This is a genomic window from Myxococcus sp. MxC21-1 (assembly GCF_032612255.1).
GTDB classification, from domain to species: Bacteria; Myxococcota; Myxococcia; order Myxococcales; family Myxococcaceae; genus Myxococcus; species Myxococcus virescens.
In genome coordinates this window covers 3,490,473-3,510,732 of record NZ_CP123278.1, presented here as the reverse complement: position 1 = coordinate 3,510,732, position 20,260 = coordinate 3,490,473, and the positions used below count along the sequence as shown (strand labels likewise).

The following is a 20,260-nucleotide window of genomic DNA, read 5'->3' as shown; positions in this document are numbered from 1 at the left end:
GCCCCGTTCCGGCCGCGCCCGCCCCTATCGGGACGGCGGGCGGCCGGTCAGGCGGGCGCTCCGTGCAATCAGGCCTCGGTTCCCGTCTTGCGCTCCTCGCCGTCACCACCGCCGAGGAAGTCGCCTCCGAAGCTGCGCTGCCGCTCCGGCGGGGCGCTCTCCAGCAGCTCCACGTCGAGCGCGAGCGACTGGAGTTCCTTGAGGAGCACGTTGAACGACTCGGGCAGGCCGCTCTCCAGGACGTTGTCGCCCTTGACGATGGCCTCGTACATGCGCGTGCGGCCCACCACGTCGTCCGACTTGACGGTGAGGAACTCCTGCAGCGTGTACGCCGCGCCGTAGGCCTCCATCGCCCAGACTTCCATCTCGCCCAGACGCTGACCGCCGAACTGCGCCTTGCCGCCCAGCGGCTGCTGCGTGACGAGCGAGTAGGGCCCGATGGAGCGGGCGTGGATCTTCTCGTCCACCAGGTGGTGCAGCTTCAGCATGTACATGACGCCCACGGTGACGTTCTGGTCGAACGGCTCACCGGTGCGCCCGTCGAAGAGCACCATCTGGCCCGAGCGGGGCAGCTGACCCTCGTCCAGCAGGGCGTGGATCTCCGTCTCCTGTGCGCCGTCGAAGACGGGCGTGGCGACGTGGATGCCCCGCTTGGAGCGGAGGCACAGCTGCTTGATCTCCTCGTCGTCGAGCTTGTCGAGGAACTCGCCGAACGCCGGGTCGCTGTAGATGACCTTGAGGCGCTCCTTGATGGCGTCCGAGCTCCAGTTGGCCTCGACGTAGCGCTGCAGCGCTTCGCCGGTGCCCTTGGCGGCCCAGCCCAGGTGCGTCTCGAGGATCTGCCCGATGTTCATGCGCGAGGGCACGCCCAGCGGGTTGAGGACGATGTCCACCGGACGCCCGTCCTCCAGGTACGGCATGTCCTCCTCGGGGAGGATGCGGGACACGACGCCCTTGTTTCCGTGGCGGCCGGCCATCTTGTCGCCCACGGCCAGCTTGCGCTTGATGGCGACGTACACCTTCACCATCTTGATGACGCCCGGCGGCAGCTCGTCGCCCTTCTTGATGCGGGCGATCTTCTCGCCGAAGGCCAGCTTCACGGCCTCCTTCGTCTCCTCCAGGTTGCGGAGGATGTCGCGCAGGCGCGAGTCCAGCGGGTCGCCGACGGAGATCTCACCCCAGTACTTGTAGGGCACCGTGGACAGCAGCTCGTCGTCGAGGATGTCCCCCTTCTTCAGGAGGATCTTCCCCTTGTCGTCCACGAGCTTGCCCTGGACCTCCTTGGTGCGCACCAGGCCGCGGATGCGGCCGAACGCGCTGTCCTGGAGGACCTTGATCTCGTCGTTCTGGTCCTTGAGGAGCTTCGCCTCCTCCATGGACTCGATCTGCTTGGCGCGCTCGTCCTTCTCCACGCCCTTGCGGCTGAACACCTTGGCGTTGATGACGGTGCCCACCACGCCCGGCGGGACGCGCAGCGAGCTGTCACGCACGTCGCCGGCCTTCTCGCCGAAGATGGCGCGCAGCAGCTTCTCTTCGGGAGACAGCTGCGTCTCGCCCTTCGGGGTGATCTTGCCCACCAGCACGTCGCCGGGCTTCACCTCGGCGCCGATGCGGATGATGCCGCTCTCGTCGAGGTCCTTGAGGGCCTCCTCACCCACGTTCGGGATGTCGCGGGTGATCTCCTCCTTGCCCAGCTTGGTGTCGCGCGCGATGCACTCGAACTCCTCGATGTGGATCGACGTGAAGACGTCGTCCTTGAGGATGCGCTCGCTGATGAGGATGGAGTCCTCGAAGTTGTAGCCCTGCCACGGCATGAACGCGACGACCACGTTCTGGCCTAGCGCCAGCTCGCCCGTCTCGGTGGCCGGACCGTCGGCGATGACGTCACCCTTCTTCACCCGGTCGCCCTTGCTGATGATGGGCTTCTGGTTGAGGCAGGTGTTCTGGTTGGAGCGCTGGTACTTGAGCAGGTTGTAGATGTCGACCTCGCTCGTGACATCGCTCAGCGAGGCCGGCACGTCCGCCTTCACCACGATGCGGCCGGCGTCCACGCTCTCCACGATGCCGTCGCGCCGGGCCACGCAGGTGACGCCGGAGTCGCGGGCGACGATGGACTCGATGCCCGTGCCCACCAGCGGCGCCGCGGTGCGCAGCAGCGGAACGGCCTGGCGCTGCATGTTGGAGCCCATGAGCGCGCGGTTGGCGTCGTCGTTCTCCAGGAACGGGATGAGCGACGCGGCCACCGACACCAGCTGCTTCGGGGACACGTCCATCAGGTCCACGTCCTCGGCGCGAGCCTGGACGAACTCACCACCGCGGCGGCTGGACACCAGCGCGTTGGCGAACTTGCCCTTCTTGTCCGTCTCCGCGTTCGCCTGGGCGATCGTGTGCTTCTCCTCCTCGAGGGCGGAGTAGAAGGCCACGTCGGTCGTCACCACGCCCGCCTCGACCTTGCGGTAAGGCGTCTCGACGAAGCCGAACTCATTGACGCGCGCGTAGGTGGACAGCGACGCGATGAGGCCGATGTTCGGACCTTCCGGCGTCTCGATGGGGCAGATACGGCCATAGTGCGTCGGGTGCACGTCGCGCACCTCGAAGCCCGCGCGCTCGCGCGTGAGGCCGCCGGGCCCGAGCGCCGACAGACGCCGCTTGTGCGTGACCTCGGACAGGGGGTTCGTCTGGTCCATGAACTGCGACAGCTGGCTGGACCCGAAGAACTCCTTGATGACCGCGGTGACGGGCTTGGCGTTGATGAGATCGTGCGGCATGAGCGTCTCGATCTCCTGGAGGCTCATGCGCTCCTTGATCGCCCGCTCCATGCGCACCAGGCCGATGCGGTACTGGTTCTCCAGCAGCTCGCCCACCGCGCGGACGCGGCGGTTGCCCAGGTGGTCGATGTCGTCGATGGTCCCCTTGCCGTTCTTCAGATCGATCAGGTAGCGGATCACCTCGAGGATGTCCCGCTTGGTGAGGATCTGCCCGTCGAGCGGCTCCTCGAGGCCGAACTTGAAGTTCAGCTTGAGGCGGCCGACCTTGGAGAGGTCGTAGCGCTCCGGGTTGAAGAACAGGTTGGTGAACAGGTTGATGGCCGTCTCCGGCGTCGGCGGATCGCCAGGACGCAGGCGGCGGTAGATCTCCATGATGGACTGCTCGGGGGTCTCGAGCTTGTCCAGCATCAACGTCTCACGCAGGTACGGACCCACGTTGAGGTTGTCGATGAAGAGGACCTTGAACTCCTTGATGCCGTGCTTGAGGAGCTCGTCGACCTTCTCCTGGGTGACTTCCTCATTGCACTCGAGGAGCACCACGCCGTTGGTCTCTTCGACCACGTCGTAGGCGGACACCTTGGTGAAGAGCTCGTCCGCATCGATCGGGAGCGTCTTCATCTTCGCCGCTTCGAGCTTCTTGATGGCGGCGCGGGTGAACTTGCGGTTCTTCTTGACGATCAGCTCGCCCGTCTTCGCCTTGATGTCGCGGGTCGCGCGCTGACCAGGCAGCAGCTCGAGCTCGACGCTCTTCTCGAACTCCTCCGCGCTGTGGAGGTAGATCGTCTCCGTCGCGTAGTAGTAGTTGAGGATCTCCTCGGTGGAGCCCTTGAACTCCAGCGGGTTCTTCTTCGCGGTGTCCGGGACGGCGCCGAGCGCGCGGATGAGCACCGTGGCCGGCAGCTTGCGGCGGCGGTCGATGCGCACGTACAGCAGGTCCTTGTGGTCGAACTCGAAGTCGATCCACGAACCGCGGTAGGGAATGATGCGGGCGTTGTAGAGCAGCTTGCCAGACGAGTGGCTCTTGCCCTTGTCGTGGTCGAAGAAGGCACCTGGGCTTCGGTGCAGCTGACTGACGACGACGCGCTCGGTACCGTTGATGATGAAGGTGCCGTTCTGGGTCATCAGCGGGATTTCGCCGAAGTAGACTTCCTGCTCCTTCACGTCGCGGATGGACTGGGCGCCGGTCTCCTCGTCCTTGTCCCACACGACCAGGCGCACGACCACCTTGATGGGCGCCGAATACGTCATGCCACGCTGGTGGCACTCATCCACGTCGTACTTCGGGCGCTCCAGGTGATAGCTCACGAACTCCAGCGAGGAGGTCTCGTTGAAGTCGCGGATAGGGAACACCGACTTGAAGACGCCCTGAAGACCGAGGTCCTCGCGCTTGTCGGCGGCAATGTCCGCCTGGAGGAACTTCTCGTAGGACTGCTTCTGGATGTTGATAAGATTGGGAATGTCGATGATCTTCGCGATCTTCGCGAAGGTCTTCCGCACGCGGAAATTGTTCTGGATCTGCGTCGGCATTCTGGCTCCGGGGACGACTGCTCGGGCGGGCAAACTTCAGTAACGCGCGGCGGCGCCGGGAAATTTGCAACGGTCAAATGGGCAAAGCCGGCGCCCCCACTCAGGGAGCGCCGGCCTGCACATCCGGTCAGGAGGCTGCCCGAAATTTCCCGGAAAACCGGACAGTCCCTGTAGAAACTACTTGATGTCGACGGTCGCACCAGCCGCGGTGAGCTGGTCCTTGATCTTCTTGGCGTCGTCCTTGTTGACGCCTTCCTTGACGTTCTTCGGAGCGCCCTCGACCAGGTCCTTGGCCTCCTTCAGGCCCAGGCCGGTGATCGCGCGGATCTCCTTGATGACGTTGATCTTGTTGGCGCCGGCGTTGGCCAGCACCACCGTGAACTCCGTCTTCTCCTCGACAGGAGCGGCGGCGGCGGCCGGGCCCGCGGCAACGGCCACGGCGGCGGCGGAGACGCCCCACTTGCTCTCGAGCTGCTTCACGAGCTCGGCCGCCTCGAGGACGGTCAGGGAGGAGAGCTGGTCAACAATCGCGTTCAGGTCAGCCATTGAAATGTGTCCTTCTGGTTTCGACTAACGGCCAACTCCCCCTTTGGAGAGTTCCGGCCGGAGAGGTTGCGGTAGAAAAACTTCTCGAACAGATGAGGGCTTCTCAGCCCTGCGCCTTGTCCGCGTTGGCCTGGACGACTCGGGCGAGCTGCGAACCCGGAGCCGCGATGGTCCGAACCAGCTTGCTCGCGGGCTGGCTGATGACGCCCAGCAGCTGCGCGCGAAGCTCGGGCAGACCCGGCAGCTTCGCCAGGGCCTTCACGCCGGCGACGTCGACCTTGCGGCCTTCGACGACGGCGGTGCGGATCTTGATCTTGTCCTCGATGTCCTTCGCGAACTCGACCAGGATCTTCGCGGGAGCCACCACGTCGCCGTAGCTGATGCACAGGGCCACGGGGCCCGTGAAGTCATCAGCGATGACCGACACGGACGTGCCCTGCGCGGCACGGCGCGCCAGCGTGTTCTTGATGACCTTGTACTCGACGTTGCCCTCGCGGAACTTCTTGCGGAGCTTGGTCACCGTCTCCACGTCCACCTTGGTGAACTCGGCGACGACGGCGGAGGTCGTCCTCGAGAACTTCTCGTGGAGCTCCTTGATCATCTCTTCCTTCTCGCTCTTCAGCACTTTGACTCACCTCCTTACTGGGCCCGCCTTTTCAGGACGGGCGTGATGCCTGGGCCAAAGTGGCAGAGCGAGAGGAGCCTCCGAGAGGCACCACACCGCACCTCCAGTCTCGGCAGGGCTGACCTTGCGGTCGTTTGAACCAGGGGTCGAAGGTGCCGTCCGGCCGGTTGCCCGGCTGCCAACGGAACATGCATCCTCTTCGCCCAGGTCCCTGCTGTCATGAACCAGGTGTCGGGACGCCGCGCCTCACGACGTGGCGCCCCAATTGCAAAAGCCGGGGGCCTATACCCCCGGCTTCAGCAAAGATCCAGAACTTTCGAACCTGTGACGTCAGACAGGCGACAACCCTGACCCGTAGTCAGGGCTGCGTCCTCCTGTCCGTGCGACCGGACGGCGATTAGCCGTGGCGCATCTTGATCTCCATGGTGTCGAGCTTGATGCCCGGCCCCATGGAGGACGAGATGGCGATACCCTGGAGGTACACGCCCTTCGCGGCGGCCGGCTTCAGCTTCATCACCAGGTCCACCAGCGCGTTGAAGTTCGCCTCGAGCTTCTCGACCTCGAAGGAGGACTTGCCCAGCTTCGCGTGGACGATACCGGCCTTCTCGGCGCGGAAGTCGACCTTACCACCCTTGGCGTCGCGAATGGCCTTCGCGACATCCATGGTCACCGTGCCGACCTTCGGGTTCGGCATCAGGCCACGGGGACCGAGCACCTTACCGAGGCGACCGACGACACCCATCATGTCCGGGGTGGCGATGACGGTGTCGAAATCGAGGAAGCCCTCCTCGATGCGCTTCTGGAGGTCCTCGGCGCCGACCACGTCCGCGCCGGCGTTGGTCGCGTCGGTGGCCTTCTCACCCTTGGCGAACACGGCCACGCGCACGGTGGCGCCGGTGCCGTGCGGGAGCACCACGGCGCCACGGACCATCTGGTCCGCGTGCTTCGGGTCCACGCCCAGATTGATGGAGACGTCGACCGTCTGGTCGTACTTGGTGGAGCGAGCCTCCACCGTCTTCTTCAGGAGCTGAAAGCCCTCGGCGACGGCGTAGCGCTTATCGCGGTCAACCAGAGCGGCGGCCGCACGGAACTTCTTCCCAGTCTTAGCCATGACAGAAATCCTTGTCGTGAGTGGGTGCGCGGCGGCCTAGCCGACGACGTCGATGCCCATGGAGCGTGCGGTGCCAGCAATGGTGCTCATGCAGGCCTCGAGCGACGCGGCGGTGGTGTCCTGGATCTTCTTCTTCGCGATTTCCTCGAGCTGAGCGCGGGTGATCTGCCCGACCTTCTCCTTGCCCGGCTTCTTCGCGCCCGAACCCTTCTTCTTCTCCGTGTGGAGACCCGCGGCCTTCTTGATGAGGACGGCGGCGGGAGGGGTCTTCAGGATGAAGGTGAAGGAGCGGTCCGCATACACGGTGATGACCACCGGGATGATGAGACCTTCCTTGGCTTCCGCCTGGGTCTTCGCGTTGAACTGCTTGCAGAACTCCATGATGTTCACGCCCTGCTGACCGAGCGCGGGGCCGATCGGCGGAGCGGGGTTCGCCTTGCCGGCGGGGATCTGCAGCTTGACCTGACCTGTGATCTTCTTCATCGAACGACAACTGCCTTTCGAGTGGGTGGTGCGAGCGGGCTACCAGACGGGGAAGCCCTCCCACCCATGAGTCCGGCCCCAATACGGGGACCAGAAATGCGAACGCCGCGCACGCCATACAGGGGTGCACGGCGCGGCATCAACTGCTAGCCGGTGGTCTTCTCCACCTGCATGAAGTCCAGCTCCACCGGTGTAGCACGGCCGAAGATGCTGACCAGCACCTTCACCCTGCCCTTCTCCGCATTGACCTCTTCCACGGTACCGTTGAAGTTCGCGAACGGACCGTCGATGACGCGCACCGTGTCGCCGTCGTCGAACTGCACCTTGGGCTTCGGCTTGAGCGTGCCTTCGGAAATCTGCGACGTCAGCCGCGCCACTTCCTGGTCGGAGATGGGCAACGGATTCTGGTGCTGCGCCGTTCCCGGGAAACCGGTGATCTTCGGCGTGTTCTTCACCAGGTGGAGCGTCCGGTCGTTCAGCTCCATCTGCACGAAGATGTAGCCGGGGAAGAACTTGCGGCGAGAGGTCTTCTTCTCGCCCTTCACCATTTCGACGACCTGTTCCATCGGAATCAGGATTTCACCGAACTGGTCCTGAAGGCCCTCCAGACGGACCTTCTCTTCCAGGCTCTTCTTCGCCTGGTTCTCGAAGTTCGAGTAGGTGTGGACCACGTACCATTTCATCGCCATTACAGCTTCCCCCACATGGCCGGCAGCCACTCCACCATCAGGTTGTAGGCGGCGGTATCGATGCAGAAGAGGATGACGGCGGCAACCAGGGACGCCACGACGACGGCCATGGTCGACGCCTTGGTCTCCGACCAGGTGGGCCAGGTGACCTTCATCAACTCCGAAGCCACATCGATGGACAGCGCATGGGTGCGCGGGTGGAAGTACGCCCCCACAGCCAGTCCCACGGCCAGCACGTAGCCCACCAGGGTGGACACCTTCCAGTCCAAGCCCTCGATGAGGACCGGGTCGCTCCAGCTGAATCGCGCCCACAGCAATCCGAGCAGACGCTCCAGGAAGAGGGCCAGGACGATGCCGACGAGAAGATAGAAGATGACCACGAGCCGCTTCGGATCCATCGCCGAGCGGTTAGCCTGCTGGCTGGCCTCTGATGCCGTCGCCATGGTGCCTCACGAGGTACTGCGGATGCGAATTCGCGAAACTGCGAAAACACAGGAACCCCCGGCACCTCCAGGTACCGGGGGCCCCGCGACTACTGAGAGTTGGCAGGCCAGGAGGGATTCGAACCCCCAACACGCGGATTTGGAGACCGCTGCTCTACCGTTGGAGCTACTGGCCTAGAACCTTCCCTGAACTACCGACCTAGACCTTACCTTCCTTGTGGTCCTGATGCTTGCGGCAACGAGGACAGAACTTGCTCAGCTCGAGCTTATCCTGGCTCTTCCGCTTGTTCTTCGTGGTCGTGTAGTTCCGCTCTTTGCACACAGTGCACTCGAGCGAAATGATGGAACGATTGCCCTTCGGCATGACCTACCTCACCAGATACGAGAGGGGAAGGCTACCACAACGCAGCCCTCCCCTCGGAATCGGGACAGTGAGCCCGGCGGCCTCACGGCCGACCCGGCATTACTCGATGATTTCCGCCACGACGCCGGCGCCCACGGTGCGGCCACCCTCGCGAACAGCGAAGCGCAGCTCCTTCTCCATGGCCACGGGGGTGATGAGCTCCACCTCGATGGCGATGTTGTCGCCCGGCATCACCATTTCAACGTTCTCCGGCAGCTTCACCGAGCCCGTCACGTCCGTGGTGCGGAAGTAGAACTGCGGGCGGTAGCCCTTGAAGAACGGGGTGTGACGACCACCCTCTTCCTTCGACAGCACGTAGATCTGCGCCTTGAACTTGGTGTGCGGGGTGATGCTGCCCGGCTTGGCCAGCACCTGGCCGCGCTCCATGTCCTCGCGCTTCAGGCCGCGCACCAGCGCGCCGATGTTGTCGCCCGCCATGCCCATGTCCAGCAGCTTGCGGAACATCTCCACGCCCGTGACGACCGTCTTCTGCGTCGGGCGCAGACCAACGACTTCCACTTCCTCGCCGACCTTGATGATACCGCGCTCGACGCGGCCCGTGGCCACCGTGCCGCGGCCGGAGATGGAGAACACGTCCTCCACCGGCATCAGGAAGGGCTTGTCCGTCGCGCGCTGCGGCGTCGGGATGTAGCTGTCCACCGCCTCCATCAGCTTCAGGATGGCCGGCTCGCCGATGTCGCTGGTGTCACCCTCCAGCGCCTTGAGCGCCGAGCCCGGGACGATGGGGATGTCATCGCCAGGGAACTCGTACTTCTTCAGCAGGTCGCGGACTTCCATCTCCACGAGCTCGCGCAGCTCGGGGTCGTCCAGCATGTCCACCTTGTTCAGGAAGACCACGATGTACGGAACGCCGACCTGGCGCGCCAGCAGGATGTGCTCACGCGTCTGCGGCATCGGGCCGTCCGCCGCCGACACCACCAGGATGGCGCCGTCCATCTGCGCCGCGCCCGTGATCATGTTCTTCACGTAGTCGGCGTGACCCGGACAGTCGACGTGGGCGTAGTGCCGGTTCGCCGTCTGGTACTCCACGTGCGAGGTGGAAATCGTGATACCGCGCTCACGCTCCTCAGGCGCCTTGTCAATCAGGTCGTACGCCAGGAACGTGGCGCCGCCCGTCTTCGCCAGCACCTTGGTGATGGCGGCCGTCAGCGACGTCTTGCCGTGGTCCACGTGTCCGATCGTGCCGATGTTCACGTGGGGCTTGTTACGCTCGAACTTCTCCTTGGCCATGACACTCCTCAAAAATAAATGGAGCCCTGAACCAGGATTGAACTGGTGACCTCATCCTTACCAAGGATGCGCTCTGCCAACTGAGCTATCAGGGCTTGGCGATGCTGTGACTACAACATTTGGAGCGGGAAATGGGATTCGAACCCACGACATTCAGCTTGGAAGGCTGACGCTCTACCAACTGAGCTATTCCCGCAATTGCCGAGTGGAGGGAGATGGATTCGAACCATCGAAGGCGTAGAGCCGGCAGATTTACAGTCTGCTCCCTTTGGCCGCTTGGGTATCCCTCCAGATATTCACTTGTCCTACCACATCCCGGGCCCTCATCCGCGGCCCCGTCCTACCTGGCCGGCGGCGGGATTTGAACCCGCGACCTACTGATTACAAATCAGTTGCTCTACCAGCTGAGCTACACCGGCACTCATCCGGCACTGCGACTGCCGCCCTACCCCGCCCCAGCGGCTCCGTCAACCACCCGTCACCGCCCTGAGAGGGGCGCCCTTCTAGAATTCCCGTTCGCCCAAGTCAAGGAGATTGATCCCAAACTTCAGCTACCGGCCGGAGACGGTGCCCCGCTGGCGGGCGACCTCGTATAGCAGAATGCCGGCCGAAACGGATGCATTCAATGAACCGACCTGTCCCGCCATCGGAATCCGGAGGCGGAAGTCGCAGTGCTTGAGCACCCCGTCCCGGACGCCTGCCCCCTCCGCCCCCACGACGAGCGCCAACGGCCCATCCAGCCGGGCGCTCCACATGGGCTCCTTCGCGTCCACGTCCGCCGCGGCGACCCACAGGCCGGCTTCCTTCAGTTCCTCCAGGGCCCGGGAGATGTTCACCACCCGCGCGATGCGGCTGTGCTCCACGGCCCCGGCAGACGCCTTGGCCACGGTGCCCGTCACCTGCACCGCCCGGTCCTTGGCAATCACCACGCCGTGGGCCCCCAGCGCATCCGCGGAGCGGATGATGGCTCCCAGGTTGTGCGGGTCCTGGATTCCGTCCAGCACGACCACCAGGGGAGGCTGTCCCAGTGCATTCGCGGCTTCCAGGAGGTCCTCCAGCTCCGCGTACTTGAAGCCGCGCAGCTCGACCACCACGCCCTGGTGAACGCCGCCCTCCGCCAGCGTGCCCAGGCGCTCGCGCGTCACCTTCTCCACGCGAATGCCGAACTCGCGAGCACGGCTGAGCAGCTCTCCCGCCGCTCGAGCGCCGAGCTGCCCCTCCACCAGGAACAAGCGCTCCACTTCGTCCGGCCGGGCCCGAAGGGCTGCCAGGACGGGATTCACCCCGTAGACGAACCGGGAGGCTTCGCCGCCTCCGCGCTCGCCCCGGCTGGCGCGCTGGGGGGATTCTTCGCTCCCGCGCTCACCGCGGCCGCCCTTGGAAGAACGCTCACGCATGGACACTCAGAGGACCTCGACAGGAAGGGAGAAGGTCTTCTGCTGACGTGCGCAGATCTTCTCCGTGCAGATGAAGAAGACGAGCTTCGCGTCCACAGAGCCCTTGCCCGCGGCGGCCGTCGTGAAGGGGACCTCGAAGCGAGGGTCCGCGAAGGCTTGCCCCTCAGCCTTCTTCGCCACGGAGTCCGCCAGGGCCAGCTTCTCCTTGGCCGGAGTCAACTGGCTCCCCTTCACCTCAAGCTTCAACGGCGCCTCGTCGGAGACATGGGCACCCGCCTTCGTCTTGATGGCGAGGACGAAGGTCCCCTTCTCTCCCGCCTTGACCTGGGTCGAGGTCCCCTCGGTGGAGACCTCATACAGCGAGGCCGGATCCACATCCGCGGCCAGTACGGGCGCGGAGCAGGTCACTGCCGCCAGCAGGGCGGCGAGGGAGGAAAGGCGTTGGCGACGAAGCATGGGCGTCTCCTGGAAACGATGGGTGCGTATCACGCTTGAGACAGCGGGGGCCGTCTTTCTCTTCACGCGCCGCCTTCGCCGGTCCGAGCGCGGCGTCCCGTGACCTTCCGGTCCACGGGGAGCTGGGCAGGCTCAGATGACACGGGCAGGGCCGATGGAGGCGACAGGTCCGGCATGGACACGGGCGGCTCCCCCGCCACGAGCGCTTCCGCGCGGATGATGATGAGCGAGGCCAGGTCCACGCCCGTCACCGCCTCCATTTCAGGAAGCGCGGGGGAGCTGTTCACCTCGAAGACCTTGGGTTGGCCCTGCACGTCGAGCAGGTCCACCGCCGCCACTTCGAGCCCGATGAGCCGGGTGGCCTTCTCCGCGGTGGCTCGCTGGGCGGGTGACAGCTCGTGCGCCTCCAGCCGGGCCCCCTTGATGAGGGTGTGCGCCGCGCCCCGGGCGCGGGCGGCGACGAACCGCGGCCACCGCCTGCCCACCCACGACGAGCACACGGACGTCGATGCCCGTGCTCTTCACGTACTCCTGCATCACGAGATTGTGCCCCAGCCCCAGGACGGCCTCGAGCGCGGCCTCCAGCGACTGGAGGCTCTCGCACACCATGACGCCGTGCTTCTCCTGCCCTTGCAGCAGTTTGACGAGGACGGGCACGCCGCCCAGCAAGCCCACCATCTCCTTGAGGTGAGCCGCGTCGCGCGCCATCACCGTCGACGGAATGTCGATGCCGTGCGCCGAGAGCAGTTGCAGCGAGCGCATCTTGTTGCGCGACTGCGCGATGGCCTGCGCGTGGTTGACGAGCGAGACCCGCGCCAGGCCGAACTGATTCACCACGGCCAGGCCATAGTTACTGATGGACTGGGCGATGCGGGGGAGGACGACGTCCGTGGGCGCCAGCTTCTTGCGGCCGTAGTAGAGCGTGGCGCTGCGCCCATCGAGGTGCATCTGCACGCGGAGTGGGTTGAGGACCCGCACCCGGTGCCCTCTTGCGCGCGCCACCTCGACAAGTCGCCGAGTGGACGGGATGGAAGCGGAGCGCGAGAGGATCGTGGCTTTCATGAGCGGGGCGGCCGTTCCGGGGAGAGAGGGACCTATAATCCCCGCCCCTCGCCGGGTAAAGCCGCCCCGCGAACCGCTGGACTAGCGCTGACGGATGGCCCGCACTTCAATCTTCACGGGCGACTCCGGGGTGGAGGCCAGGATGCGCTCGCAGATCTGTCCCGTGAAGCGCACACCGTCGTCATTCAGCGTCCAGGTGCTGTCGCTCGATGGAGTCCGCTCGCCTTCCACGTAGACCACGAGCAGCTTGGGGTCGGTCGGGCGCTGGGGACCATCCAGCCGAATCAGGCAGGGCTCCGGGATCTTCACCGCCAGACTGATCTCCTCCAGAGCGCTGGCAAGTTCAGCCTGATTCCCGGCCTGGAAGAAGGAGCGGTTGCACAGCCCCGTGGTCGGGTTGCACGTGTCACCCTCGCCGCACGGGCGTTCCGCGCTACACGTACGTTTGAAGCCGCCCGCGCGCGCCATCGCTTCCAGCACTGCCGGCCCATCCCCCACCGCAGTCTCCGCACCAAAGCCGATCACGATGGTCTGAATGCCCTTTTCATGAAGCTCCCTTACAGCAGTCACGGAGGCATCGGTGTCCAGACATCCACGGTTGAGGTAACCACTCTGGCATTGGTTGCCCTCGATGGTGCACTTGCACAACTCCGGGTTCGCACCGCTGTTAGGGTTCGCCGCGTTGCAGTTTGGCAGGCCGTCCGTCAGGAGGATGACGAAGTTCTCCCGGTCGGGGTCCTGAAGCCCCTCAAGCCCTCCCACGAAGTTCAGACTTCCGCTGGTCGGCGTCCCCCCAAGAGGCCGCCCCTCACCACCATTGGGGATGCCCTGCAGCAGGGTGTTGATTTCATTGGCGTGCGCCAGCAGCGAATCGTCATCCTCCTGCTCGGGCAGTGTCTTGAGCAGGGCTCCAGCAGTGGAGGCACGACACAAGTCCGGAATCGACTCTCCGCCCCGCGTCTCGGGATACGTCGTCAGCGCGAAACGAACGAAACGACCGCTGTTCTCAAGGAACTGCGGAACAACCGACTGCAGCGTGGTCCAACGCGTGGGGCAAACATCGACGTTGCACGGCGCTTCGCCACCGCAGGGAACTATGCTCCCTTTGAACTCCACGTCGCAGGCAGGCGACGGATTCACCGGGTACGTCATGGACCCGGAGGTATCCACCAACAACATGATGTTGGGCTTGCTCTGACGGGCCTTGATGACCTCCTCAACCGTCGTCTGCGCGATGGCCAGCGGCTCCACCGGCTCGAAGTCGTACGTCTGACAGGCCAGGACGACGGCGCCGACGGAGAGTGCACTCAGGAGGGGCAGCTTGGAGCGCATAGGCAATGAATTCCTTCTGCTACTGGGGGACGCGGGACTTCCCGCGCGGCCGGGTTCTCCAAAGGGGGTACGGCGTGGCGACAGGTTACCGCGTCATTCCCGTCGGGCGCTACAGCATCGGCCGACTGATTCCGCGCCGTTTGGATGCCACTGCGACGTTACAGCCAGAGCGATACCTGGGCGGCCAAGAGCGGCGTACGTAGGGCCCAAGCCCACCGACTACAGGGTGAGCACCCGTGCACCCGCGGTCAGTCGCCAAATCGAGGCCATCCCCATTACTTCATCCAGGGTGCCCTCGAGCGACTCCGGTTCGTAGCCGCAGATGCGGACTGTGGTGTCGCAGGCGATCAGCCTGGCGCCCAGCGTGCGCGCTTCCGCCAGCATGTCCGGCGGCGCCAACACCCCGAGTGACTCCGCGCGTGCGAACTCCTCGTGCTCGCGCGCACTCGACGGCTGGCCGTAGGCGCCACCCACGAGCTGGCGCAGCGCATCGAAGGCGAAGACGAAGTACACCTCGTCGCCCATGGCGGCGGCGGTGATTCCCATGGTGGCGGCCTGGAAGGCCGGCTCGTACGTGGCGTGCTGTAGGAAGAAGAAGACCCGTCCGGCCATGTCGCGCCGACCATAACGGCCTTCGCATCCCGTCGCGGCACCAATGACGTATAAATTGGAGACGTCCCTCTTCTGTCCGGGAAGCCCTCATGGCGACCACCCTCCCCCCACGTCCTGGCGCCGTTTCCTCGTGGTCCCTCCGCCATCTCGCCTGGCGCCCCGTGGTGCTCGGAGGCTTCTTGCTCGCGGGATCCGGTGGACTGGCCCGTATGAGTGCTTCCGCCAGTTCGGAGCCAGCCCTCGTTACCAACGCGCCTTCGCCTGGCGCCGACGTCCATGCCCAGGTGGTCGCACTTCTCGATGCGACGACGCGGACTGGCACCCCATCAGATGATGCATGGAAGCGCCTGGGGCCGGGAGCGGCGCCTGTCCTGTCGGCGCTCGTCGTGGACAAGGGCACCCCTACCGCGCGGCGGACGCTCGCCGTGTCCTCCCTGGCGCTGGTGGATCCATCAGGCGGCGCGGCGACCATCCGCGACGTGCTCGAGGACGCCAAGGCCCCGGCCGAGGTACGTGCCAGCGCGGCGGACGCCCTGCGCCGGTGTCTTGGGCTGGACGCCATTCCCACGCTCATCACCCGGTTGAAGGATCCGGAGTCACAGGTCCGGGAAGCCGTGGCCGTGGCGCTCGGACGCCTGGGCGGGCAGCAGGCCCGGCAAGCGCTGGAGGACCGACTCCCCATCGAGGAGCGCGCCCTCGTCCGCGAGGCACTCCAGCGTGGACTCACGCTCGTCGAGCCCTGAGGGGACATGGTCCGCCTGACTCCGGGCTCGCGTCGGCCCGGGGCTTCCATTAGATGGGAGCCATGCGTCCCACCGTCCTCCTCTTCGATATCGATGGAACCCTGGTCACCACTGGCGGCGCGGGGCGCCGCTCCATGGAAGCCGCTTTCGAGAAGCTGCACGGGCGGCGGGACGCGTGCGACTCGTTCCCAATGTCCGGCATGACCGACCGGGCCATCGTCCGCAAGGCGATGCACATCATCGGCGTGGAGGACTCGGCCGCCGCCATCGACGCGGTCATCGACGCCTACGTCGCCCACCTCGCCGAAGAGGTCCACAAGGTGGATGACCAGCGATACCTCGTCTTCCCGGGCATGCGCGAGGCCGTGAAGGAGGCCCGGTCGCGGTCCGGGTTCGCCGTGGGACTGGGCACTGGCAACGTCCGTGAGGGCGCCCGCGTGAAGCTGGAACGCGTGAGCATCTACGACCAGTTCGACTTCGGCGGCTTCGGCTGCGACAACGAGGACCGCACCGAGCTGATTCGCTGCGGCGCCAAGGCCGGCGCCGCGAGGCTGGGCGTCCCCGTGGAGGAATGCCGGGTCGTCGTCATTGGCGATACGCCCAAGGACGTCCATGCGGCCCAGGGCGTCGGCGCCGAGTGCATCGGCGTGGGGACCGGAACCTTCTCCGTGCAGGCCCTCCTCGACGCAGGGGCCACGGTCGCCTTTCCTGACTTCTCGCATCCCCAAGCCCTGGAGATTCTGCTCGGCGGGCGCTGAGTCCCCTGCCCGTCCGCTCGGTGCTCGGCGCCGGGTGTGCTATCTCCCGCCGCCCTTCCGAGGAGCCGCCGCATGTCGTCCACGCTCGAATCGTACGAGCTCATCCGCTTCGCCGAAGCCTTCGAGGCACGCCTCGCCACGGCGGGGGAAATGCTCACCGGCCGGCCCGGCCTCGACGCCGAAAAGGGCTGGCTGACCACCGCGCTGGAGTTGGTACGCACCGCACGCGCGCCCACCGAGGGCGTGCTCGACCGCGTGAAGGATCTCCCCGAACTGGAAGAGGCTCGCGAGGAGTATGCATTCCACCAGCAGGGCCTGTGGGTGGACGTGCTGGAGAAGCTGCTCGCCGGCATCACCTTCACCGCAAGCAGCCGCGCGCCCGTCATCGAGGCCCTCTTCCCCCACCTGAAGTTCCCGCAACTGCGGCGCGCGCCCCGCGAGGCCGTCCTCGAGTACGCGGCGTCCTACGAGCGGCGCACGAAGAGCGCTTATGTGACGCGCATCTTCGCCCGGGATGACTTCGCGCTCGTGCGGCCCGTCATGGAGCAGGTGCTGACCGCCCATACCGCGTGGCGCTCCAGCCATGAGCCGTCGCCCCTGACGCTGGAACAGGAGAGCCTTCTCCGCGAGGAGCTGGTGTCGATGGGCCGGAAGCTCGAGCAGTCTCTTCGACAGGCGCGACTGCTGGCCGAAGCCGCGCTCGTGCCCGCCCCCACCGTCTATGAAGCCGCCGGGCTGAACCTCAAGCCCAAGCGCCGCGCGGGACGGGGGCTGACGCTCTCCGACGACGCGCTGGCTGGCTTCGATGAGCCGACCGACTCCATGGAGCCCACCGAGGCGGAACTCGCCGAGGTCGCGGCACTGGATGCAGGTGGCGACATCGCAAGCCCTGCTTCCGTGGCACCTTCGGCCGCTCGCGGCGACACGGCGGCGGAGGGTGGCGACTCGTCCGCCAGCGCAGCCGGCCCGGAGGTGCTCCAGGACTCGGGCGCAGAGCGCTCGGACAACGGTGGCGACTTGGGCCCGCTCGGCGGCGCCGAACTGAAGGACGAGGGCTTGTCCTCCACGACAGAGACCGGCGTGGCCTCCGCGAGCGCTGCTTCTGAGTCGCACGATGGCGCTGTCGCCCAGCCGGAAGCAGCTGCCGAGGGCGCGGAACTCGCGGACAAGGCCGCCGTGGACAATGCGGGCCGGGCCGACGGGGGCGATGCGTCCCCTCATGCCACGGATGGAGCCGTGACGAACGACAGCCGGCCCGCGAATGCCGACGAGGCCGCCGCGCAAGCCCGCAACGAGGCATCCTCTACCGCGCCACGCGGCGCGCGACGGGGTCGCAAGAAGGCCGATGCAGCGGAGCCTGCCGCGACCGAGGCCACCGAACCTCCGGCCTCGGGTGAGGCACAGGCGCCTCGCATCCGGAAGAAGAAGGCTTCCTCTCAGTCCGCCCCACCGACTCCCGACGCGGACACGCCTTAAAGGACACCGGGCCATGGCGGACGTCGCGCTTCCCATCGATCCCCTGTTGCCGGACATCGTCTCCACGCTGCGTGGCGCGCGGTCGCTCGTCCTGGAAGCGCCTCCTGGCGCGGGAAAGACGACGCGCGTGCCTCGCGCGCTCCTGGAGGCCGGGCTCGGTCAGGGGAAGGAAATCATCGTCCTCCAGCCACGCCGGCTTCCCACGCGGCTCGCCGCACAGCGCGTGTCCGAGGAACTGGGCGAGCGCGTGGGCGAGTCCGTGGGCTACCAGGTCCGCTTCGAGGACGTGCGCAGCGCGAAGACGCGGCTGTCCTTCGTCACCGAAGGCGTCCTCGGCCGCCGGTTGCTCTCCGACCCGAAGCTTCGCGACGTGGGCATCGTCGTGCTCGACGAGTTCCACGAGCGGCACCTGTCCGCGGACATCTCCCTGGCCCTGCTTCGGCGCCTCCAGGAGACGGCGCGCCCCGACCTCAAGGTCGTCGTCATGTCCGCGACGCTGGAGGCGGAGCCCATCCGGGCGTATCTCGGCGGGTGTCCCTCGCTCCGCTCCGAGGGTCGGCGCTTCGACGTGAGCGTGGAGTACCTGCCCGCGCCCGATGACCGACACCTGGACCAACAGGTGCTCTCCGGCATCAAGCGGCTCTTCACCCAAGGCGTGGATGGCGACGTGCTCGTCTTCCTCCCCGGCGCCGGCGAAATCCGCCGCGCACGCGACGCATGCGCCGAGTTCGCCGAACGCCACGGCACCGACGTGCTCCCCTCCACGGCGACCTGTCCCCTGCCGAGCAGGACCGCGCCGTGCGGCGCAGCTCGCGGCGGAAGATCATCCTCTCCACCAACGTCGCGGAGACGTCCGTCACCATCGACGGAGTGGCGGTGGTCATCGACTCCGGGCTCGCGCGCGTCGCCTCCCACTCCCCCTGGTCGGGCCTGCCCACCCTCAAGCTGTCCAAGGTCAGCCGCGCCTCCGCCATCCAGCGCGCCGGCCGCGCGGGCCGTACGCGCGCGGGCCACTGCCTGCGCCTCTACACCCAGCACGACTTCGACGGCCGCCCGGAGCAGGACGCCCCGGAGATTCGCCGCACGGACCTGGCCGAAACCGTCCTCTCCCTGCGCGCATCCGGCATCACCGACCTGGCCGCCTTCCCCTTCTTCGAGCCGCCCCCGGCTGCGTCCCTGGACGCCGCGGAGACGCTGCTCCGCCGACTGGGCGCGGTCGACCCCGCCGGCACCGTCACGGAGGTGGGCGAACGGCTCCTGCGCTTCCCCGTCCACCCCCGTCAGGCGCGCATCATCGTCGAGGGTGAACGCCGGGGCGTGGGCGCCGAAGCCGCCGTGCTCGCCGCCCTCATGGGCGAACGCGACATCCGCCGCGAGGCCCGCGCCAACCTGGGCCAGGGAGGACGTCCGGCCGCCGTCGTCAGCGGGCCGTCCGACCTGCTGGAGCTGTTCGAGCGCTTCCGCGAAGCCGAGCGCGCGAACTTCGCGTCGGGCCGCATGCACTCCCTCTCCCTGGAGGCCGGCGCCGTGCAGTCCGTGGACCGGGTCCAGAAGCAGCTGCGGCGCGCGGTGCGTGGACAAGGCACCCGGCCCCAGCGGCCCGAGGACGTGGAGCAAGCGCTGATGCTCAGCGTGCTCGCCGGCTACCCCGACCGCGTCGCCCGGCGGCGCCGGCCCCGTGCGCCCGAGCTGCTGATGTTCGGAGGAGGGTCGGCCACGCTGTCAGACGTGAGCGTGGTCCAGGACGCCGACCTCATGGTGGCCGCCGACGCCGAAGAACGCCCTGGCAAGGGCGCCGTGGTGCGGCTCGCCAGCGCCGTGGAGCCGGAATGGCTGCTCGACCTCTACCCGGACACGCTGGAGGAGGTGGACACCCTCCAGTGGAACGCCGAGGCCCGGCGTGTGGAGCGGCTCACCCGCCTGTCCTACGGCAACCTCGTCCTGGAGGAGACCCGCACGCCCGCGCCCGCCTCGGAGGCCACCGCGCGCGTGCTCGTGGAAGCCGCGCTGGCCGCGGGGCCCGGCAAGTTCGCGGATCCGGAGGCCCTGGAGCAGTGGCGCACCCGCGTGGCCCTGCTGGCCGGGGCCTTCCCCGAGGCGAAGTTCCCCACCGTCGACGACACCTTCCTGCGCGATGCGCTGGCGTCGCTCTGCTCGGACGCGCGCAGCTTCAAGGACCTGGAAGGGGTGTCCCTGCTGGACGCGCTCTACGCACGTCTCACTTCCGAGCAGCAGCGGTTGCTGGCCACGCATGCGCCGGAACGGGTGACGCTGCCCGGAGGCCGCGGCGTCAAGGTCCACTACGAGCCGGGCAAGCCGCCCTGGGTCGAGTCGCGACTCCAGGACTTCTTCGGCATGGCGCAGGGGCCCAACGTCTGCGCGGGGCGCGTCCCGCTGGTGCTGCACCTGCTGGCGCCGAACATGCGCGCGGTCCAGGTGACGACCGACCTCGCGGGTTTCTGGGAGCGGCACTACCCCGCCATCCGCAAGGAGCTGTGCCGCAAGTACCCCCGGCACTCGTGGCCCGAGGATCCGCGGCATGCCCAGCCGCCTGCCCCCCGGCCACCGCGCCGTTGAG

General features: G+C 66.7%; 16 protein-coding genes, 5 tRNA genes and 2 pseudogenes. 4 read left to right on the top strand and 19 right to left on the bottom strand.

Annotated elements, in window-relative coordinates:
* Positions 1 to 68 precede the first annotated feature (68 nt).
* The 19 genes and pseudogenes from rpoB to QEG98_RS16125 form a co-directional block, all read right to left on the bottom strand.
* Positions 69 to 4,295, bottom strand: coding sequence for a DNA-directed RNA polymerase subunit beta (gene rpoB, locus QEG98_RS16215; protein ID WP_090494978.1), 4,227 nt, complete (start codon positions 4,293 to 4,295; stop codon positions 69 to 71).
* 177 nt (positions 4,296 to 4,472) lie between these two features.
* Positions 4,473 to 4,841 carry a 50S ribosomal protein L7/L12 gene (gene rplL / locus QEG98_RS16210; protein WP_011553126.1) on the bottom strand — a complete coding sequence of 123 codons (369 nt, stop codon included), beginning with the start codon at positions 4,839 to 4,841 and terminating at the stop codon, positions 4,473 to 4,475.
* A gap of 103 nt (positions 4,842 to 4,944) precedes the next feature.
* Positions 4,945 to 5,466 carry a 50S ribosomal protein L10 gene (rplJ, locus tag QEG98_RS16205; RefSeq protein WP_090494980.1) on the bottom strand — a complete coding sequence of 174 codons (522 nt, stop codon included), beginning with the start codon at positions 5,464 to 5,466 and terminating at the stop codon, positions 4,945 to 4,947.
* A 397-nt stretch (positions 5,467 to 5,863) separates the two neighbouring features.
* Positions 5,864 to 6,577, bottom strand: a complete 714-nt coding sequence (gene rplA / locus QEG98_RS16200; RefSeq protein ID WP_090494982.1) for a 50S ribosomal protein L1 — start codon at positions 6,575 to 6,577, stop codon at positions 5,864 to 5,866.
* Positions 6,578 to 6,613: 36 nt separating this feature from the next.
* Positions 6,614 to 7,060 carry a 50S ribosomal protein L11 gene (gene rplK / locus QEG98_RS16195; protein WP_090494983.1) on the bottom strand — a complete coding sequence of 149 codons (447 nt, stop codon included), beginning with the start codon at positions 7,058 to 7,060 and terminating at the stop codon, positions 6,614 to 6,616.
* Between the two features lie 146 nt (positions 7,061 to 7,206).
* Positions 7,207 to 7,749, bottom strand: coding sequence for a transcription termination/antitermination protein NusG (gene nusG / locus QEG98_RS16190; protein WP_090494984.1), 543 nt, complete (start codon positions 7,747 to 7,749; stop codon positions 7,207 to 7,209).
* Positions 7,749 to 8,192 carry a preprotein translocase subunit SecE gene (gene secE, locus QEG98_RS16185; RefSeq protein WP_090494985.1) on the bottom strand — a complete coding sequence of 148 codons (444 nt, stop codon included), beginning with the start codon at positions 8,190 to 8,192 and terminating at the stop codon, positions 7,749 to 7,751. The genes nusG and secE overlap by 1 nt, the downstream gene beginning before the upstream one ends.
* Positions 8,193 to 8,292: 100 nt before the next feature.
* Positions 8,293 to 8,368 (bottom strand) — tRNA-Trp (locus QEG98_RS16180).
* A gap of 23 nt (positions 8,369 to 8,391) precedes the next feature.
* Positions 8,392 to 8,556, bottom strand: a complete 165-nt coding sequence (rpmG, locus tag QEG98_RS16175) for a 50S ribosomal protein L33 (RefSeq protein ID WP_011553120.1) — start codon at positions 8,554 to 8,556, stop codon at positions 8,392 to 8,394.
* 99 nt (positions 8,557 to 8,655) lie between these two features.
* Entirely contained in the window at positions 8,656 to 9,846 is a 1,191-nt protein-coding gene (gene tuf / locus QEG98_RS16170; protein WP_316567308.1) for an elongation factor Tu, read from the bottom strand.
* Between the two features lie 19 nt (positions 9,847 to 9,865).
* Positions 9,866 to 9,941 (bottom strand) — tRNA-Thr (locus QEG98_RS16165).
* Between the two features lie 25 nt (positions 9,942 to 9,966).
* Positions 9,967 to 10,042: transfer RNA gene (locus QEG98_RS16160), tRNA-Gly, on the bottom strand.
* A 10-nt stretch (positions 10,043 to 10,052) separates the two neighbouring features.
* A tRNA-Tyr gene (locus QEG98_RS16155) sits at positions 10,053 to 10,136 on the bottom strand.
* 56 nt (positions 10,137 to 10,192) lie between these two features.
* Positions 10,193 to 10,265, bottom strand: a tRNA-Thr gene (locus QEG98_RS16150).
* A 132-nt stretch (positions 10,266 to 10,397) separates the two neighbouring features.
* On the bottom strand, positions 10,398 to 11,243 hold the full coding sequence (gene rlmB, locus QEG98_RS16145; protein WP_316567307.1) for a 23S rRNA (guanosine(2251)-2'-O)-methyltransferase RlmB: 846 nt from the start codon (positions 11,241 to 11,243) through the stop codon (positions 10,398 to 10,400).
* A gap of 6 nt (positions 11,244 to 11,249) precedes the next feature.
* Entirely contained in the window at positions 11,250 to 11,699 is a 450-nt protein-coding gene (locus tag QEG98_RS16140; RefSeq protein ID WP_228558183.1) for a hypothetical protein, read from the bottom strand.
* Between the two features lie 62 nt (positions 11,700 to 11,761).
* Positions 11,762 to 12,761, bottom strand: a pseudogene (locus tag QEG98_RS16135) (RimK family alpha-L-glutamate ligase).
* 81 nt (positions 12,762 to 12,842) lie between these two features.
* Positions 12,843 to 14,093 carry an adventurous gliding motility lipoprotein CglB gene (gene cglB, locus QEG98_RS16130; RefSeq protein ID WP_316567306.1) on the bottom strand — a complete coding sequence of 417 codons (1,251 nt, stop codon included), beginning with the start codon at positions 14,091 to 14,093 and terminating at the stop codon, positions 12,843 to 12,845.
* Positions 14,094 to 14,312: 219 nt separating this feature from the next.
* Positions 14,313 to 14,705 (bottom strand): DsrE family protein, encoded by a 393-nt coding sequence (locus QEG98_RS16125; RefSeq protein WP_316567305.1) that lies wholly within the window; start codon positions 14,703 to 14,705, stop codon positions 14,313 to 14,315.
* A gap of 386 nt (positions 14,706 to 15,091) precedes the next feature.
* Here QEG98_RS16125 and QEG98_RS16120 point away from each other — a divergent pair, with 386 nt between their 5' ends.
* The 4 genes and pseudogenes from QEG98_RS16120 to hrpB all read left to right on the top strand — a co-directional run bounded on the left by QEG98_RS16120 (position 15,092) and on the right by hrpB (position 20,259).
* Entirely contained in the window at positions 15,092 to 15,448 is a 357-nt protein-coding gene (locus QEG98_RS16120; protein ID WP_316567304.1) for a HEAT repeat domain-containing protein, read from the top strand.
* Positions 15,449 to 15,501: 53 nt separating this feature from the next.
* The gene (locus QEG98_RS16115; protein WP_316567303.1) at positions 15,502 to 16,206 is read left to right on the top strand and encodes an HAD family hydrolase; all 705 of its coding nucleotides are present in this window, start codon (positions 15,502 to 15,504) and stop codon (positions 16,204 to 16,206) included.
* 72 nt (positions 16,207 to 16,278) lie between these two features.
* Positions 16,279 to 17,682 carry a hypothetical protein gene (locus tag QEG98_RS16110; RefSeq protein WP_316567302.1) on the top strand — a complete coding sequence of 468 codons (1,404 nt, stop codon included), beginning with the start codon at positions 16,279 to 16,281 and terminating at the stop codon, positions 17,680 to 17,682.
* Positions 17,683 to 17,695: 13 nt separating this feature from the next.
* A pseudogene (hrpB, locus tag QEG98_RS16105) lies at positions 17,696 to 20,259 on the top strand (ATP-dependent helicase HrpB).
* The last annotated feature ends 1 nt before the right edge of the window (position 20,260 follow it).

Excerpts from the sequence above, each read along its gene's own strand:
- rpmG (WP_011553120.1), bottom strand. The coding sequence starts at position 8,556 with ATGCCGAAGGGCAATCGTTCCATCATTTCGCTCGAGTGCACTGTGTGC.
- QEG98_RS16140 (WP_228558183.1), bottom strand. The coding sequence starts at position 11,699 with ATGCTTCGTCGCCAACGCCTTTCCTCCCTCGCCGCCCTGCTGGCGGCA.
- tuf (WP_316567308.1), bottom strand. The coding sequence starts at position 9,846 with ATGGCCAAGGAGAAGTTCGAGCGTAACAAGCCCCACGTGAACATCGGC.
- QEG98_RS16110 (WP_316567302.1), top strand. The coding sequence starts at position 16,279 with ATGTCGTCCACGCTCGAATCGTACGAGCTCATCCGCTTCGCCGAAGCC.
- rplA (WP_090494982.1), bottom strand. The coding sequence starts at position 6,577 with ATGGCTAAGACTGGGAAGAAGTTCCGTGCGGCCGCCGCTCTGGTTGAC.
- rpoB (WP_090494978.1), bottom strand. The coding sequence starts at position 4,295 with ATGCCGACGCAGATCCAGAACAATTTCCGCGTGCGGAAGACCTTCGCG.
- nusG (WP_090494984.1), bottom strand. The coding sequence starts at position 7,749 with ATGGCGATGAAATGGTACGTGGTCCACACCTACTCGAACTTCGAGAAC.
- QEG98_RS16125 (WP_316567305.1), bottom strand. The coding sequence starts at position 14,705 with ATGGCCGGACGGGTCTTCTTCTTCCTACAGCACGCCACGTACGAGCCG.
- QEG98_RS16115 (WP_316567303.1), top strand. The coding sequence starts at position 15,502 with ATGGGAGCCATGCGTCCCACCGTCCTCCTCTTCGATATCGATGGAACC.
- rlmB (WP_316567307.1), bottom strand. The coding sequence starts at position 11,243 with ATGCGTGAGCGTTCTTCCAAGGGCGGCCGCGGTGAGCGCGGGAGCGAA.
- cglB (WP_316567306.1), bottom strand. The coding sequence starts at position 14,093 with ATGCGCTCCAAGCTGCCCCTCCTGAGTGCACTCTCCGTCGGCGCCGTC.
- secE (WP_090494985.1), bottom strand. The coding sequence starts at position 8,192 with ATGGCGACGGCATCAGAGGCCAGCCAGCAGGCTAACCGCTCGGCGATG.
- rplK (WP_090494983.1), bottom strand. The coding sequence starts at position 7,060 with ATGAAGAAGATCACAGGTCAGGTCAAGCTGCAGATCCCCGCCGGCAAG.
- rplL (WP_011553126.1), bottom strand. The coding sequence starts at position 4,841 with ATGGCTGACCTGAACGCGATTGTTGACCAGCTCTCCTCCCTGACCGTC.